The organism is Bradyrhizobium huanghuaihaiense (assembly GCF_007830635.1).
Lineage (GTDB): Bacteria > Pseudomonadota > Alphaproteobacteria > Rhizobiales > Xanthobacteraceae > Bradyrhizobium > Bradyrhizobium huanghuaihaiense.
Genome location: NZ_VLLA01000016.1, coordinates 207,021 through 220,918 on the forward strand (window position 1 = coordinate 207,021; position 13,898 = coordinate 220,918).

15 protein-coding genes are annotated in these 13,898 nt (G+C 64.8%); 11 read left to right on the forward strand and 4 right to left on the reverse strand.

Annotated features, from left to right (window positions below; all coding sequences use genetic code 11):
• Positions 1 to 8: 8 nt before the first annotated feature.
• Both lepB and tldD read right to left on the reverse strand, forming a co-directional pair.
• On the reverse strand, positions 9 to 785 hold the full coding sequence (lepB, locus tag IQ16_RS28575) for a signal peptidase I (RefSeq protein ID WP_018644970.1): 777 nt from the start codon (positions 783 to 785) through the stop codon (positions 9 to 11).
• Positions 782 to 2,209, reverse strand: a complete 1,428-nt coding sequence (gene tldD, locus IQ16_RS28580; protein ID WP_145831882.1) for a metalloprotease TldD — start codon at positions 2,207 to 2,209, stop codon at positions 782 to 784. The genes lepB and tldD overlap by 4 nt, the downstream gene beginning before the upstream one ends.
• 89 nt (positions 2,210 to 2,298) lie before the next feature.
• Here tldD and IQ16_RS28585 point away from each other — a divergent pair, with 89 nt between their 5' ends.
• Complete coding sequence (locus IQ16_RS28585; RefSeq protein WP_018644972.1) at positions 2,299 to 2,787, forward strand: GNAT family N-acetyltransferase; 489 nt, start codon at positions 2,299 to 2,301, stop codon at positions 2,785 to 2,787.
• 227 nt (positions 2,788 to 3,014) lie between these two features.
• Here IQ16_RS28585 and IQ16_RS28590 read toward each other — a convergent pair whose 3' ends face one another.
• Positions 3,015 to 3,560, reverse strand: a complete 546-nt coding sequence (locus IQ16_RS28590) for an invasion associated locus B family protein (RefSeq protein WP_026312301.1) — start codon at positions 3,558 to 3,560, stop codon at positions 3,015 to 3,017.
• A gap of 447 nt (positions 3,561 to 4,007) precedes the next feature.
• On the opposite strand from IQ16_RS28590, the gene coxB reads away from it, so the two are divergent.
• From coxB to IQ16_RS28635, 9 genes are all read left to right on the forward strand, one after another.
• Positions 4,008 to 4,847, forward strand: a complete 840-nt coding sequence (coxB, locus tag IQ16_RS28595) for a cytochrome c oxidase subunit II (protein ID WP_018644974.1) — start codon at positions 4,008 to 4,010, stop codon at positions 4,845 to 4,847.
• An 89-nt stretch (positions 4,848 to 4,936) separates the two neighbouring features.
• On the forward strand, positions 4,937 to 6,565 hold the full coding sequence (gene ctaD, locus IQ16_RS28600) for a cytochrome c oxidase subunit I (RefSeq protein ID WP_018644975.1): 1,629 nt from the start codon (positions 4,937 to 4,939) through the stop codon (positions 6,563 to 6,565).
• A 61-nt stretch (positions 6,566 to 6,626) separates the two neighbouring features.
• Complete coding sequence (locus IQ16_RS28605; RefSeq protein WP_018644976.1) at positions 6,627 to 7,571, forward strand: heme o synthase; 945 nt, start codon at positions 6,627 to 6,629, stop codon at positions 7,569 to 7,571.
• Positions 7,572 to 7,578: 7 nt separating this feature from the next.
• Positions 7,579 to 7,743: a hypothetical protein gene (locus IQ16_RS28610; RefSeq protein ID WP_018644977.1), complete on the forward strand. Its 165-nt coding sequence runs from the start codon at positions 7,579 to 7,581 to the stop codon at positions 7,741 to 7,743.
• 5 nt (positions 7,744 to 7,748) lie between these two features.
• A complete protein-coding gene (locus IQ16_RS28615) occupies positions 7,749 to 8,411 on the forward strand; it encodes a cytochrome c oxidase assembly protein (RefSeq protein ID WP_018644978.1) in 663 nt (220 codons plus the stop codon).
• 78 nt (positions 8,412 to 8,489) lie between these two features.
• Positions 8,490 to 9,386, forward strand: a complete 897-nt coding sequence (locus tag IQ16_RS28620) for a cytochrome c oxidase subunit 3 (RefSeq protein WP_018644979.1) — start codon at positions 8,490 to 8,492, stop codon at positions 9,384 to 9,386.
• Between the two features lie 97 nt (positions 9,387 to 9,483).
• Positions 9,484 to 9,885, forward strand: a complete 402-nt coding sequence (locus IQ16_RS28625; RefSeq protein ID WP_018644980.1) for a DUF983 domain-containing protein — start codon at positions 9,484 to 9,486, stop codon at positions 9,883 to 9,885.
• Positions 9,882 to 10,634, forward strand: coding sequence for an SURF1 family protein (locus IQ16_RS28630; RefSeq protein ID WP_018644981.1), 753 nt, complete (start codon positions 9,882 to 9,884; stop codon positions 10,632 to 10,634). The genes IQ16_RS28625 and IQ16_RS28630 overlap by 4 nt, the downstream gene beginning before the upstream one ends.
• 119 nt (positions 10,635 to 10,753) lie before the next feature.
• The gene (locus IQ16_RS28635; RefSeq protein ID WP_018644982.1) at positions 10,754 to 11,122 is read left to right on the forward strand and encodes a nuclear transport factor 2 family protein; all 369 of its coding nucleotides are present in this window, start codon (positions 10,754 to 10,756) and stop codon (positions 11,120 to 11,122) included.
• A 7-nt stretch (positions 11,123 to 11,129) separates the two neighbouring features.
• Here the strand turns inward: IQ16_RS28635 and IQ16_RS28640 are convergent, their stop codons facing one another.
• On the reverse strand, positions 11,130 to 12,464 hold the full coding sequence (locus IQ16_RS28640; protein WP_145831883.1) for a histidine kinase: 1,335 nt from the start codon (positions 12,462 to 12,464) through the stop codon (positions 11,130 to 11,132).
• A gap of 86 nt (positions 12,465 to 12,550) precedes the next feature.
• On the opposite strand from IQ16_RS28640, the gene IQ16_RS28645 reads away from it, so the two are divergent.
• Positions 12,551 to 13,195: a response regulator transcription factor gene (locus tag IQ16_RS28645; RefSeq protein ID WP_018644984.1), complete on the forward strand. Its 645-nt coding sequence runs from the start codon at positions 12,551 to 12,553 to the stop codon at positions 13,193 to 13,195.
• Positions 13,196 to 13,898: the final 703 nt, after the last annotated feature.

Consider the following 13,898-nt stretch of genomic DNA (forward strand, 5'->3'; position numbering starts at 1 on the left):
CGATCCCCTCAATGCACCGCGGTGAAGAACCGCGCGAGCCTGAAGCCGGACAGCCAGGTCCATACCGGCTGGCTGCGCATGCCGAGATCCCAGGAGCCGACCACGGCATCGGCGCGCCCGATCAGATTGTCGATCGGCAGGAGGCCGACGCCGCCGGAGCGCAGCGGCACGCGGCTGTCGGCGGAGTTGTCGCGGTTGTCGCCGAGCACGAAGAGGTGGCCGGGCGGCACCGTCACCTCCTGCGTGTTGTCGAGCGGGCCGTTGTCGCGCATCTTGAAGATCAGGTGAGAGACGCCGTTCGGCAGGGTCTCGACATAGCGATAGGCCGGCTCGCTGCCGCCATTGTCGTCCTCGGCAGCGCCAACGCCGTCGGGCTTCAGCTCGGCGGGGCGGTCGTTGATGAAGAGCTGGCCCTGCCGCATCTGGATGCGGTCGCCGGGCAGGCCGACGACGCGCTTGACCCAGGCCTGGGAGCGATCGCCGGGCCAGCGGAACACCACGACGTCGCCCTGCTTCGGCGTCTCCGCGAAGACGCGGCCGCTCTCGGGCAGGTTGATCTGGATCGGCAGCGACGAGGTGCCGTAGCCATAGGGGAATTTCGAGGCGAGCAGCGCGTCGCCGATCAGCAGCGTCGGCTCCATCGAGCCCGACGGCACGTAGAACGGCTCGGCGAGCGCGCCCTTGGCGATGAAAACGGCGGCAACAATGCCGGCGAGCTGAACGATCTGCCCACCCCAGCCGCTGCTCTTGCGCTTGGCGGGGACGGTTACCTTCTCGACACTCATGCGCCTGTTCCACCCACGGTGATGCGTTCCATCAGAAGCGACGGCTGGCCGACGCCGACAGGCACGCCCTGGCCGTTCTTGCCGCAGGTGCCGATGCCGGTGTCGAGCGCGAGGTCGTTGCCGATCATGCGGATGCGATGCAAATCGGTCGGCCCGTTGCCGATCAGCATCGCGCCCTTCAGCGGCGCGCCGATCTTGCCGTTCTCGATCTTGTAGGCCTCGGTGCACTGGAACACGTATTTGCCCGAGGTGATGTCGACCTGGCCGCCGCCGAAATTCGCGGCGAACACGCCGTTCTTCACGGAAGCGAGGATCTCGGCAGGATCGCGGTCGCCGGCGAGCATGTAGGTGTTGGTCATGCGCGGCATCGGCACATGGGCGTAGCCCTGGCGGCGGCCGTTGCCGGTCGGCTTCATGTTCATCAGGCGCGCGTTCTGGCGGTCCTGCATGTAGCCGACCAGGACGCCGTCCTCAATCAGCACGGTCCGGTTGGTCGGCGTGCCCTCGTCGTCGATCGAGAGCGAGCCGCGGCGCGAGGCAATGGTGCCGTCGTCGACCACGGTGACGCCCTTGGCCGCGACCTGCTGGCCCATCAGGCCGGCGAAGGCGGAGGTCTTCTTGCGGTTGAAGTCGCCTTCGAGGCCGTGGCCGACCGCTTCATGCAGCATCACGCCGGGCCAGCCGGCCCCGAGCACGACGTCCATCTCGCCGGCGGGCGCCGGAATCGATTCCAGATTGACGAGGGCTTCGCGCAGCGCGCCGTCGGCGGCATCGCGCCAGTTCTTGCTCTCGATGAATTCGGCATAGCCGGCGCGGCCGCCATAGCCCTTGCTGCCACTCTCCTGGCGGTCGCCCTGTCCGGCGACGACCGAGATGTTGACGCGCACCAGCGGGCGGATGTCGCGATAGCTCTCGCCGTCGGGTCGCAGGATCTCGACAACCTGCCAGGTCGCGCCAAGGCTGACGCTGACCTGCCGCACCCGCGGATCCTTGTCGCGCAAATAGGCGTCGATCTCGGCCAGCAGCTTGACCTTGGTCTCGAAGCCGGGCGCATCGAGCGGATTGTCGTCGCTATAAAGCCGCACGTTGGTATGCGCCGGCGGAGCCGCAAAGCTGCCCGAATAGCCGCCGCGCACGGCGGCGACCGCGTCGGCGGCGCGAATCAGCGCCGGCAGCGACACGTCGGAGGAATGCGCGTAACCCACCGCGTCGTCCTTGACGGCGCGCAGCCCAAAACCCTGCGAGGTGTCGTAGGTCGCCTGCTTCAGCCGCCCATTGTCGAACATCAGCGCTTCGGTCTGGCTGTATTCCAGGAACAATTCGCCGTCGTCGGCGCCGGCGAGCCCGCGCGCGACCTCGTTGCGAACCTGGTCGCGGTCGAGATTGGCACGGTCGAGCAGGGAGGTTGTGGCGGGGTTGGTCATCGATCACCCATTGTCGGAGAGATGTCGGGCAAGATAATGGCTTCGGGACCGTTCGGCGAGGGGGCGGTGCGTCACATTACCGAAACGACATGATTGAAATCATTGCCATATCCGAAGCGCAGATCGAAAGCTTCCATCGCGCGCTCGACACCGTCGCACGGGAGCGGCGCTACCTGGCCTTTCTCGAGGCGCCGCCGCTGGAGGCGACGCGCAGCTTCGTGCTCGACATGATCGCGCAGGGCAATCCGCAATTTGTCGCGCTCTCGGGCGGCGATGTCGTCGGCTGGTGCGATGTCAGGCGTCATCCACGCTCGATCTACGCCCATGGTGGCGTCCTCGGGATGGGAATTTTGCAGCCTTTTCGAGGCCAGGGCCTCGGAACGCGGCTGATCACGACGACGCTTGCTGCCGCGCAAGGAGCGGGTATGACGCGGGTCGAACTCTCGGTTCGCGAGAACAATCTGAGCGCGATCGCGCTCTACAAGAGGGCCGGCTTTGCCGTCGAGGGGTTGTCGCGCAACGCGGTCAGGATCGACGGCGTGTACGAGAACATCATCCAGATGGCGTTGCTGTTCTAGGGCGATAAAGACGGTTTTGGGCAGCCGCGCGCTGGCCGCGAGCGTCAATCCATCACCCGTCACCCTGAGGTGGCCGCTTCTTCAGCGGCCCTCGAAGGGCGACGGCCCGGCCGGCAGCTCGGCCGTTCATCCTTCGAGGCTCGCACGGCAGCGCTATCGCGCTGCCGAACTCGCGCCTCAGGATGACGGGATTGGCAGTGTGATGTCCGAAGGTGTTCGAGAAAGCCCTACGGCAGCTTGTCATAACCCTCGCCGAGCCCGTTCAGGCTGAGCGGGAAGCCGATGCCTTCTTCCGGCGTCTCGAAGATGATGAAGGTGGCGGTCTTGGCGTTGCGGAGCTGACCGAGCAGCTTGTCGTCCATGACGACCTCGGCGACGCAGCCATTGGGCAGGCAGCGGACGAAGCCGGCGCGGCCGACGTCCTGGTTGTCGAGCTTCAGCCCGAGGCCGGAGGGCAGGAGGACGCCGAGCGGGGCCACCACGCGCATCAGGCGGCTCTTCTGGTCGGCGGTCTTGAGCACGATCACGGTCAGGCCGGCATTGGAGCGGTCTTCGGCCACCACGCTCTGGATCAGGGCGCATTGCTCGGTCTGGGCGCCCGGTGGGGTGTCGCAGCGGATCTGCCAGTCGCCATGGACGGAGCGCACCGCGCCCTGCGCATGGGCGAGGCCCGGAAGTGCCAGGACAACGACCGCAGCCAGCAGGGCTGCCAGAGCCGTGAGGCCGTTAGCCTGCCTCTTAGCCAGCCTTGCCATGCATCTCGAAAGCCCCATCGGGGTCGGTCCCTCTGCTCGCTTGGGTCGCTTGCGCGGGTGGACTGATACGGAAATGACGGCGTCTTGAAGGCAATTCCCAAGCAAATTCCGCGCCGCCGAGGCCGCCACCGCCGGCACGAATCAGGTTCCTGTGCGGCCGTTCGCAAGTGCCTACAGCGGGCAATTCCGCTGTCAAGCCGCGGCATCCCGGGAAACGGTATTTTTGTCTGATCTTACTAGGAAATATCTTGCGGGTGATCGCTGCCAGACGGGGCTCAAGACTGCATTGCGATAGATCAAGAATTATGGTTTGAGAGGCTTGATTTCGGCGTTCTAGCGATCTGGCCCCAATTCCTCTTAGAGGTATTCTTGAGCGGCGGTTTGTCAGACGGGCGGATCGAATAAGCGTTTCCCGGAAATAGGGGAATGCACTTGGGGTGATTTCGTAAGGGGAGCGCGAACGGCATGAGGATGTCGATGGGCCGGGTAGGCCGGCATTTGCTGGGATTGGCCGTTGCTGGCCTGACGCTGGCGACGGGCGGCGCGGCATTCGCCGAGCTTGGGCAGCCGGCGCCGTGGGAGTGGACGCTCCAGCAGTCCGGCTCGCCGGTGATGGACAACATCGTCTGGTTCCACAACTTCCTGTTCGTGCTGATCACGCTGATCACGCTGTTCGTCCTGGCGCTGCTGATCATCGTGGTCATCAAGTTCAACGCGAGGGCCAATCCGGTGCCGTCGCGGACCACCCACAACACGCTGATCGAGGTGGTGTGGACCCTGGTTCCGGTGCTGATCCTGGTCGGCATCGCGGTGCCGTCGTTCCGCCTGCTGTTCCTGGAGCTCGACATTCCGAAGGCGGACCTGACCATCAAGGCGACCGGCAAGCAGTGGTACTGGTCCTACGCCTATCCCGACAACGGCAAGTTCGAGTTCGACTCGCTGATGGCCCAGGACAAGCAGCCCCGCCTGCTCGGCGTCGACAACGAGATGGTGGTGCCGGTCAACAAGGTGATTCGCGTTCAGGTGACCGGTGCAGACGTCATCCATGCCTTCGCGCTGCCGGCGTTCGGCGTCAAGATCGACGCCATCCCGGGCCGGCTGAACGAGACCTGGTTCAAGGCCGCCAAGACCGGCATGTTCTACGGCCAATGCTCGGAGCTCTGCGGCAAGGATCACGCCTTCATGCCGATCGCGATCCGCGTGGTCAGTGACCAGGAGTTCGCCTCCTGGGTCGAGACGGCGAAGAAGAAGTTCGCGAGCGGCGGCACCAGCACCTACGCCTCCGCGGCCGGCCCGACGCAGTAAGCGCCGGGTCGAGGCTCGAGGGGACCGAAAGCGAGATAAAAGGGCGGGACCTCCAAAGGTCCGATTGGGACGCAAGGCAGGATTTGAAAATGGCAACGAGCGCAGCGGCACACGGCGATCACGCGCAAGACCACGGACATGACCACGAGCACGCCCATCCGACCGGATGGCGGCGCTACGTCTATTCGACCAACCACAAGGACATCGGCACGATGTACCTGATCTTCGCGGTCATCGCCGGCATCATCGGTGCCGCGATGTCGATCGCGATCCGGGCCGAGCTGATGTATCCGGGCGTGCAGATCTTCCACGAGACGCACACCTACAACGTCTTCGTGACCTCGCACGGCCTGATCATGATCTTCTTCATGGTCATGCCCGCGATGATCGGCGGCTTCGGCAACTGGTTCGTGCCGCTGATGATCGGCGCGCCCGACATGGCGTTCCCGCGCATGAACAACATCTCGTTCTGGCTGCTGCCGGCCTCCTTCGCGCTGCTCTTGATGTCGACCTTCGTCGAGGGCGAGCCGGGTGCCAACGGCGTCGGCGCCGGCTGGACCATGTACGTTCCGCTGTCGAGCTCCGGCCATCCGGGCCCGGCCGTCGACTTCGCGATCCTGTCGCTGCATCTGGCGGGCGCCTCGTCGATCCTCGGCGCCATCAACTTCATCACCACCATCTTCAACATGCGCGCGCCGGGCATGACCCTGCACAAGATGCCGCTGTTCGTGTGGTCGATCCTGGTGACGGTGTTCCTGCTGCTGCTGTCGCTGCCGGTGCTCGCCGGTGCGATCACCATGCTGCTCACCGACCGCAATTTCGGCACGACGTTCTTCGCGCCCGACGGCGGCGGCGACCCCGTGCTGTTCCAGCACCTGTTCTGGTTCTTCGGTCACCCCGAGGTGTACATCCTGATCCTGCCGGCCTTCGGCATGATCAGCCAGATCGTCTCGACCTTCTCGCGCAAGCCCGTGTTCGGCTATCTCGGCATGGCCTACGCCATGGTCGCGATCGGCGGCATCGGCTTCGTGGTGTGGGCGCACCACATGTACACGGTCGGCATGTCCTCGGCGACGCAGGCCTATTTCGTCGCCGCGACCATGGTGATCGCGGTTCCGACCGGCGTGAAGATCTTCTCGTGGATCGCCACGATGTGGGGCGGCTCGATCGAATTCCGCGCCCCGATGATCTGGGCGGTGGGCTTCATCTTCCTGTTCACGGTCGGCGGCGTCACCGGCGTCGTGCTGGCGAACGCGGGCGTCGACCGCGTGCTGCAGGAGACCTATTACGTCGTCGCGCACTTCCACTACGTGCTGTCGCTCGGCGCCGTGTTCGGGATCTTTGCCGGCTGGTACTACTGGTTCCCGAAGATGTCGGGCTACATGTACAACGAGACTCTGGCGAAGGCGCACTTCTGGGTCACCTTCATCGGCGTGAACCTGGTGTTCTTCCCGCAGCACTTCCTCGGCCTGTCGGGCATGCCGCGCCGCTACGTTGACTATCCCGACGCGTTCGCCGGCTGGAACCTGGTCTCGTCGGTCGGCTCCTACATCTCCGGCTTCGGCGTGCTGATCTTCCTCTACTGCGTGCTCGACGCCTTCATGAAGAAGGTGCCGGCGGGCGACAATCCCTGGGGGGCGGGCGCGACCACGCTGGAGTGGACGTTGCCTTCGCCGCCGCCCTTCCACCAGTTCGAAGTGCTGCCCCGCGTGCAGTAATCGATCTCCCGCGGCGCCCGTGACGGGCGCCGCGGCTCTATAACGAAGCGAGTTGAATTAAGTGTCCGTCCTCGACCACAACGCCGTTGACATCAATCCCCGCATCTCCGAAGCGGAGGTTGCCGACTACATCGCGCTGCTCAAGCCGCGGGTGATGTCGCTGGTGATCTTCACCGCGCTGGTCGGGATGGCGATGGCGCCCGGGCATTTCCACCCGGTGCTGGCGATCACCTCGCTGCTCTGTATCGCCGTCGGCGCCGGCGCCTCCGGCGCGCTCAACATGGCGCTCGAAGGCGACATCGACGCCAAGATGTCGCGCACTGCGAACCGGCCGATCCCGCGCGGGCGCATCACCCGTCCCGAGGCGATGGCCTTCGGCATCACGCTCGCCTTCTTCTCGGTGATGACGCTCGGCATCCTCGTCAACTGGATCGCGGGCGCGCTGCTCGCCTTCACCATCTTCTTCTACGTCGTGATCTACACGATGTGGCTGAAGCGCTGGACCGCACAGAACATCGTGATCGGCGGCGCCGCCGGTGCGCTGCCGCCGGTGGTGGCCTGGGCCGCGGTCACGGGCACGGTCGACGTCGAGCCGCTGCTGCTGTTCGCCATCATCTTCTTCTGGACCCCGCCGCATTTCTGGGCGCTGGCGCTGTTCCGCTCCGACGATTATGCGCGCGCCGGCATCCCGATGCTGCCCAACGTCGCCGGCCCCGACGCGACGCGTCTGCAGATCCTGCTCTACACCATCGTGCTGATCGCGGTTGCCGCCGCGCCCTGGGCGCTCGGCTATTTCGACGCTGTCTATGGCGTGGTCTCGCTGATCCTCGGCGCCGGCATGCTGGTGCTCGCCATCAACGTCTATCTGCGCCGCGAGCGCAGCCAGTCGCTGCGCGCGACCCGAAAACTGTTCGCTTTCTCGATCCTGTATCTGTTCGCGCTGTTTGCGACCTTGCTGGCCGAGGTCGTGTTCCGGGCGCTTGCTCCGATGGTTGGGGGCGCATGAGGCAGGAATGGCTGACAAACCCGAGCCAGATGGAATCGTCCTCACCGAGGCGCAGAAGAAGAGCCGTCGTCAGCGCTCCATTGCCATTGCTCTGGCGCTCGGCGTGCTCGTGGTGCTGTTCTTCGCCGTCACCATGGTCAAGGGACCGGCAGTGCTAGTCCGGCCGATGTAGGAAACATGGATCACGAGCCGACCATATCGCGGGACGTCAGCGCCAAGCCGGCCAAAAGCGGTGCCAGGAGCCGTGCCAAGGGTCGCGGGCTGGGCCGTGATGTGGTGGTTGCGTCCATCTGTGGCGGCGTGGTCGCGCTGATGGTCGGCGCCTCCTACGCGGCGGTGCCGTTCTACAACTGGTTCTGCCGCGCCACCGGCTTCAACGGCACGACGCAAGTCGCAACCTCCGCACCGGCCACCGGGCCGATCGCACGAAAGATCGCGGTGCGTTTCGATTCCAACGTCGCGCCCGGCCTGCCCTGGAAGTTCGAGCCTGAGCAGAACGAGATCGAGGTCAACATCGGCCAGGTCGTGACCGTCTTCTACACGGTGACCAACCAGGCCGCGCGCACCACCGCAGGGCAAGCCGCCTACAACGTCGCGCCGCTGACGGTCGGCTCCTATTTCCAGAAGATCAACTGCTTCTGCTTCACCGAGCAGACCATGGCGCCGGGCGAGAAGCGCGAGATGCCGGTCGTGTTCTACGTCGATCCGTCGATCGCCGACGATCACGAGAACGACGGGCTTGGCACGATCACGCTGTCCTACACGTTCTATCCGGTGAAGGATCCGGTGGTGAAGCCGCTGGCATCGGGCGAAGCCGACAAACGCAAGGGAAATCTCTGACCGCCGGGCTCACGCCCGGCAGGTTGGAAACAAGGGGATAAGTGCCTGATAGGCACGGGATTGAGGAGAGAGACGGAAATGGCTACGGCGCAAGGCAAGCATCACGACTATCACCTCGTCGATCCCTCTCCGTGGCCGGCGGTCGGCTCGCTCTCGGCCTTCATCATGGCGGTCGGCGCGATCGCCTGGATGCATCACATGTTCGCGGCCGCCCCGATCGTGTTCGGCGTCGGCACCGTCGGCGTGCTCTACACCATGGCGAGCTGGTGGGGCGACGTGATCAAGGAAGCCCAGTACAAGGGCGACCACACCCGCGTCGTGCAGCTGCATCACCGCTACGGCATGATCCTGTTCATCGCCTCCGAGGTGATGTTCTTCGTGGCTTGGTTCTGGGCCTATTTCAACGCGGCGCTGTTCCCGGCCGACGCGGTCCACGCCACCCGCGATGCGGTGTTCGGCTGCGGCCTCGGCACCCAGGCCGGCGCCTGCGCGGTGCCCGGCACCTGGCCGCCGAAGGGCATCGAGACCTTCGATCCCTGGCACCTGCCGCTCCTCAACACGCTGATCCTGCTGACGTCGGGCACCACCGTGACCTGGGCCCACCACGCGCTGCTCGAGAACGATCGCCAGGGCCTGAAATACGGCCTGATCCTTACCGTCGTGCTCGGCGCGCTCTTCACCTGCGTGCAGGCCTATGAGTACAGCCACGCGGCGTTCTCCTTCGCCGGCAACGTCTATGGCGCGACCTTCTTCATGGCGACCGGCTTCCACGGCTTCCACGTGCTGGTCGGCACCATCTTCCTGATCGTGTGCCTTGCGCGCGCCTATGCCGGCCACTTCACGCCGAAGCAGCATCTCGGCTTCGAGTTTGCCGCCTGGTACTGGCACTTCGTCGACGTGGTCTGGCTGTTCCTGTTCCTCTGCATCTATGTGTGGGGTCACGGTGCCGAGGCCATGGCTCACGGCGCGCACTGAGCTGTGAAGGATTGATTGGAAAGGGCGGCCGCAGGGCCGCCCTTTCGCTTTCCGGTCGCCGCAAGATTCCGCGGGAAATGTGATAAAGTACGCCATCATGAACGATACCGCCGCTCCGTCCGAGCCCCAAACCACCGTCATGCAAAGCGCGATGCGCGGGCTTGCCTGCAAATGTCCGCGCTGCGGCCAGGGCAAGCTCTATGCGGGCTTCCTGACCCTCGCCCCCGCTTGCGACCGCTGCGGTCTCGACTATGCCTTCATCGATTCCGGTGACGGACCGGCGATCTTCATCATCATGCTGGCCGGCGCCATCGTGGTCGGCTGCGCGCTCGTCGTCGAGGTCAAGTATCAGCCGCCGTTCTGGCTGCATGCGGTGCTCTGGCTGCCGCTGATCCTCGCCACCACGCTGCTGCCGCTCCGCTCCATGAAGTCGCTGCTGATCGCGCTGCAATTCCACCACAAGGCGGCGCCGGGCCGGCTGATCGATCGCGCGAAATGAGAGAGACTGCGCGCAAGCCTCGCGTGGCCGGCTTCGCGCTGTTCACGCTGGTCCTGACCGCTTCCTTCGTCGCGCTCGGCATCTGGCAATTGCAGCGGCGGACCGCCAAGCACGAGTTGATCGCGGCGCTCACCGAGCGTCTGGCGGCGGCCCCCGTTGCGCTGCCGCCGGCTGCACAATGGGCGGCGCTGAATCCCGCCCGCGATGAATTCCGCCGTGTCAGCTTCACCGCGACCTATGCTCCGCTGCCTGACGCGATGGTCTATTCGTCCGGCTCGGCCGTCCGCAAGGACGCTTCAGGTCCCGGCACCTGGGCCTTCCTGCCGGCGCGGCTTGCGACCGGCGAGATGGTCGTGATCGATGCGGGCTTCATCGAGAACACGATGCAGGACCGCAGCGTCGAGGACCGTGCGGTGAAGAAGCTCGTGACCGGGCAGGCGGTCGCGCTCACCGGCTATCTCCGCTTCCCCGAGGCTCCAGGCTGGATGACGCCGGCGGAGAACCGCGACAAACGGCTCTGGTTCGTGCGCGATCAACTCGCGATCGCAAGCGCGCTTCATTGGGGCGCGGTGGCGCCGTTCTATGTCGACCTGGAGCAGCCGGCGCCCGAGAACGGCATTCCGCGTCCAGGGCCGCTGGACGTGCATCTGAAGGACGATCACCTGCAATACGCCGTCACCTGGTTCACGCTCGCAGGAGCAGTGCTGATCGCGTTCGGCGTTTGGGTGAGAGCGCGGCGCGAAAGTTAACGACGCCCGTAGGTCCCCGGACGGAACCCGGAATCGTCCGGGGTTTATTATTCAGTGTGGATTCACGAGTGTGATCCTAAGCCGCGTTCGAGTTTGTCGCGGCAGACAGGGAATGCGGCGTGAGCGATTTCGATCAGATGGGAATTGTCGTCGACTGGGTGGATGCCTGCAGGAGCGGCGACCTTGCGATGTTGCTCGACCTCTATGCGGACGATGCGGAGGTCGAGTGCACGTGCAACGGCACGCAGCATTATCATCGCGGCCGGCGCGAGCTCGAAAGCTACTGGGGGGCGCGGCTCAGCGCCTACCTGGCGGCGGGTTTCGGGCTGGAGGAGATCGAGCCGGCGCCGAATGGCGTCGATCTCGAATATTCCGTCGCCGGCGCACTGCGTATTCACGCCTCGTTTCGTTTCAGCCCCGAAGGCAAGATCTACAGCACGCTGTGCACGCCATCGCGGCAGAACGCGCATGACGGCTGCGCGTGCTGATTTGGCGTCACACGGGCGCGTCTCGCGCCTTCTCTGCGGGCAGGTGACAGCGTACATAGGTGCGGTCGTCCGCGCGCAACAATGACAGCGACCCGCTGAGCGCGCGCACGCGCTCATGCATGCCGGTCAGGCCGCGGCCGAACAAATTGCCCTCGGGAAATCCGCCGCCGTCGTCGGAGACCTCGATGACGAGCGCCTCGCCCACGATAGCCGCCTGCACATCGGCATTGCTCGCTCCGGCATGGCGCAGCACGTTGGTCAGCGCCTCCTGGATCACGCGATAGACGGTCTGGGCCAGCGGTCCGTCGATCGCGTTGAGGCTGGGATCAATCGCGGCCGTCAGGCCGATATGCGGTGCCTGCTTGCGAAAGTTCCGAAGCAGCGTCTGCACGCTCGTCTCCAGCCCCAATTCCTCGATGTAGAGCGGGCGCAGCCGGTCGAGGATGCGGCGGTTGGTCTGCTGCAGCGCCTCGACCGATTGCAGCACCTCCTCCGCCGAATTGCCGAGATTTCCTGCCGGTGGGGAGGCCTCGATCAGCGAGATCGTGCCGGCGCGGATGCTGAACAGCAGCGGGCCGAGCTCGTCGTGCAGCTCGCGGGCGAGATCGCGCCGCTCGTCGTCCTGGAGTGACACCAGACGGTGCAACAGGTCGCGATTGTCCTGGCTCAACTGTGCGAGCGTTTCGGACAGGGCGTTCGCCGCCTCGCAGCTGCGCCGGATCTCCGGCGGGCCTCCGACCGGGATCGGCGTCGCGTAGTCGCCGCGCCGTATGCGTGTCAGTCCTTCGCCGAGATGTTGCAGCGGGCGCACCACCGATCCCGCGAAGAGATAGGCGATGGTGCCGGTGAGCACCATCAGCACGACGATAAGGCTGGTCAGCGCGAGGAAGCCGATCCACTTCTCGAACAGGTCGGCCGACAGGTCCGGCACGAACACGATGTCGCCGACATGCCTGCCGTCAATGACGACCGGCGATGCAGCGTCGAGGTCCGGCATGGTCAAGAGGTTGAGAAACCACCTCGGAACCGACTGGAGGTTGCGCAGGCCCTCCTTCACGGAGGAAATGGGACCCGCCTCCACTGCGCGGAATTGAATATCGGAGGATGTGTCCAGGGATTGGACGAAGGCCTCAAGCGTCTTCTGCGGATCGTCCGAGGCGCGCAGGGTGTTGTTGAGCGCGGCGGCGATCGTTTTGGTCGAACGTCGAGCCGGCTCGTTCTCGTCGGCCAGTTGACCGGTTGCAAATACCTGCAGCAATATGCCGCCCAAGACCAGCGCCGCGAGAAAACCTGCGCCGAGCGGAAGAAACAGTTGCGTCCTGAAGGAAAGTCGTTGCCACATTAGGTCAATTCTAACGCGCATCGGCGTGATTTGCTCTTTCCATTTGTTCCCGCCGGTCTATGAGTCGCAAAACAAGAGAGCGCGCGATGCAAGATATTGCCAAGCCGGCGACCCGGATCCTCATTGTCGACGACCACCCCGTGGTGCTGTCCGGCTGCCGCACCCTGTTTGCCTCCGACCAATCGATCCGGATCGAAGAGGCCAGCGACGCCAAATCCGGTCACCGTGCCTATGTCAGCAAGCGGCCCGACGTCACCGTGATCGACATCAGCCTGCCCGATGTCTCCGGCTTCGAGCTCATGCGACGCATACGCAAAGACGATCCCGAGGCCAAGATCATCATGTTCAGCATGAACGACGATCCGGCCTTCGTGGTGCGAGCGGTCGAGCTTGGGGCCCAGGGCTATGTCTCCAAGGGCGACGATCCCCGGATCCTGCTGAAAGCGGTGCGAAAGGTGGTGGCGGGCGACAATTTCATCTCGCCGCAGCTCGCGGAAGCCGTGACATTCTCGGGTGCCGCGATCAAGGCCAATCCGGCCTCTCAGATGACGCCGCGGGAGCTGGAGATCCTCCGCCTGCTTGGCCGCGGCGACAAGATCGTCGAGGTCGCCGAGGCGCTCGGCATCTCCTACAAGACCGTCGCCAACACCACCTCGCTGCTCAAGCAGAAGCTTGGCGCCAAGAACCATTCCGACCTGATCCGGATCGCCGTGGAAATCGGGATGGGCTGACCCTGCCGCCAGCGACCGAACCGGCTGCTCCAGGATGCGCCGGTTCGGCCGACGGATCGGCGCCTTCGCCGGCCGGGCAATGCATGGCCGGCAGCGGACGCCATCCGCCGACACAATGGGCCGAAGCGGCGTTCGTTCCGCCTTGATCGGAATTTCAGGAAAACCCGGCAAAAGGCATTTCTTGATCTGCTCGTATCTGGGGCAGCGGCATTCGCGTGCACCGGGAGAAATAGGAACATTTGCCGACATGCGCGGTTTTGCCCTTGACGATTTCGTGACAGGCGACGAAAGCTTGCGCCAACAGTTTTAGCGGGCAGGCGCCCCGGACGAGCCAAACCGGTCTGCACATATCAACGACAGACCTTCCAAGAGAGGGCTGCGGCATCGCCGCAGCCCTTTTCGTTGTGTGCCGAGTATGAGCGACAGCTTGGAGGTGGAAGTCCTCTATCCAGCCTGATGGCGGCGAAGGATTAGCGAAGCGCAAGGGCGTCATCGTGAGGTGGGGTCTGAAGAAAGCGTGGAGCAAAGCCGCGGCCCGATGGACAAACACCGGATAACGAGGCCTACCCGGCCGGACGAGCGAGCAATTGATCGCGAAGTCCAAGGTCATCAAAGGTCGGGGTGGTAAATTCGGCGGGCGTGCGGTGAAGGCGGTCGGTCTTACCTCGGGAGGTCTGCGCTGTGTCTCGGCAACGAGACTGAG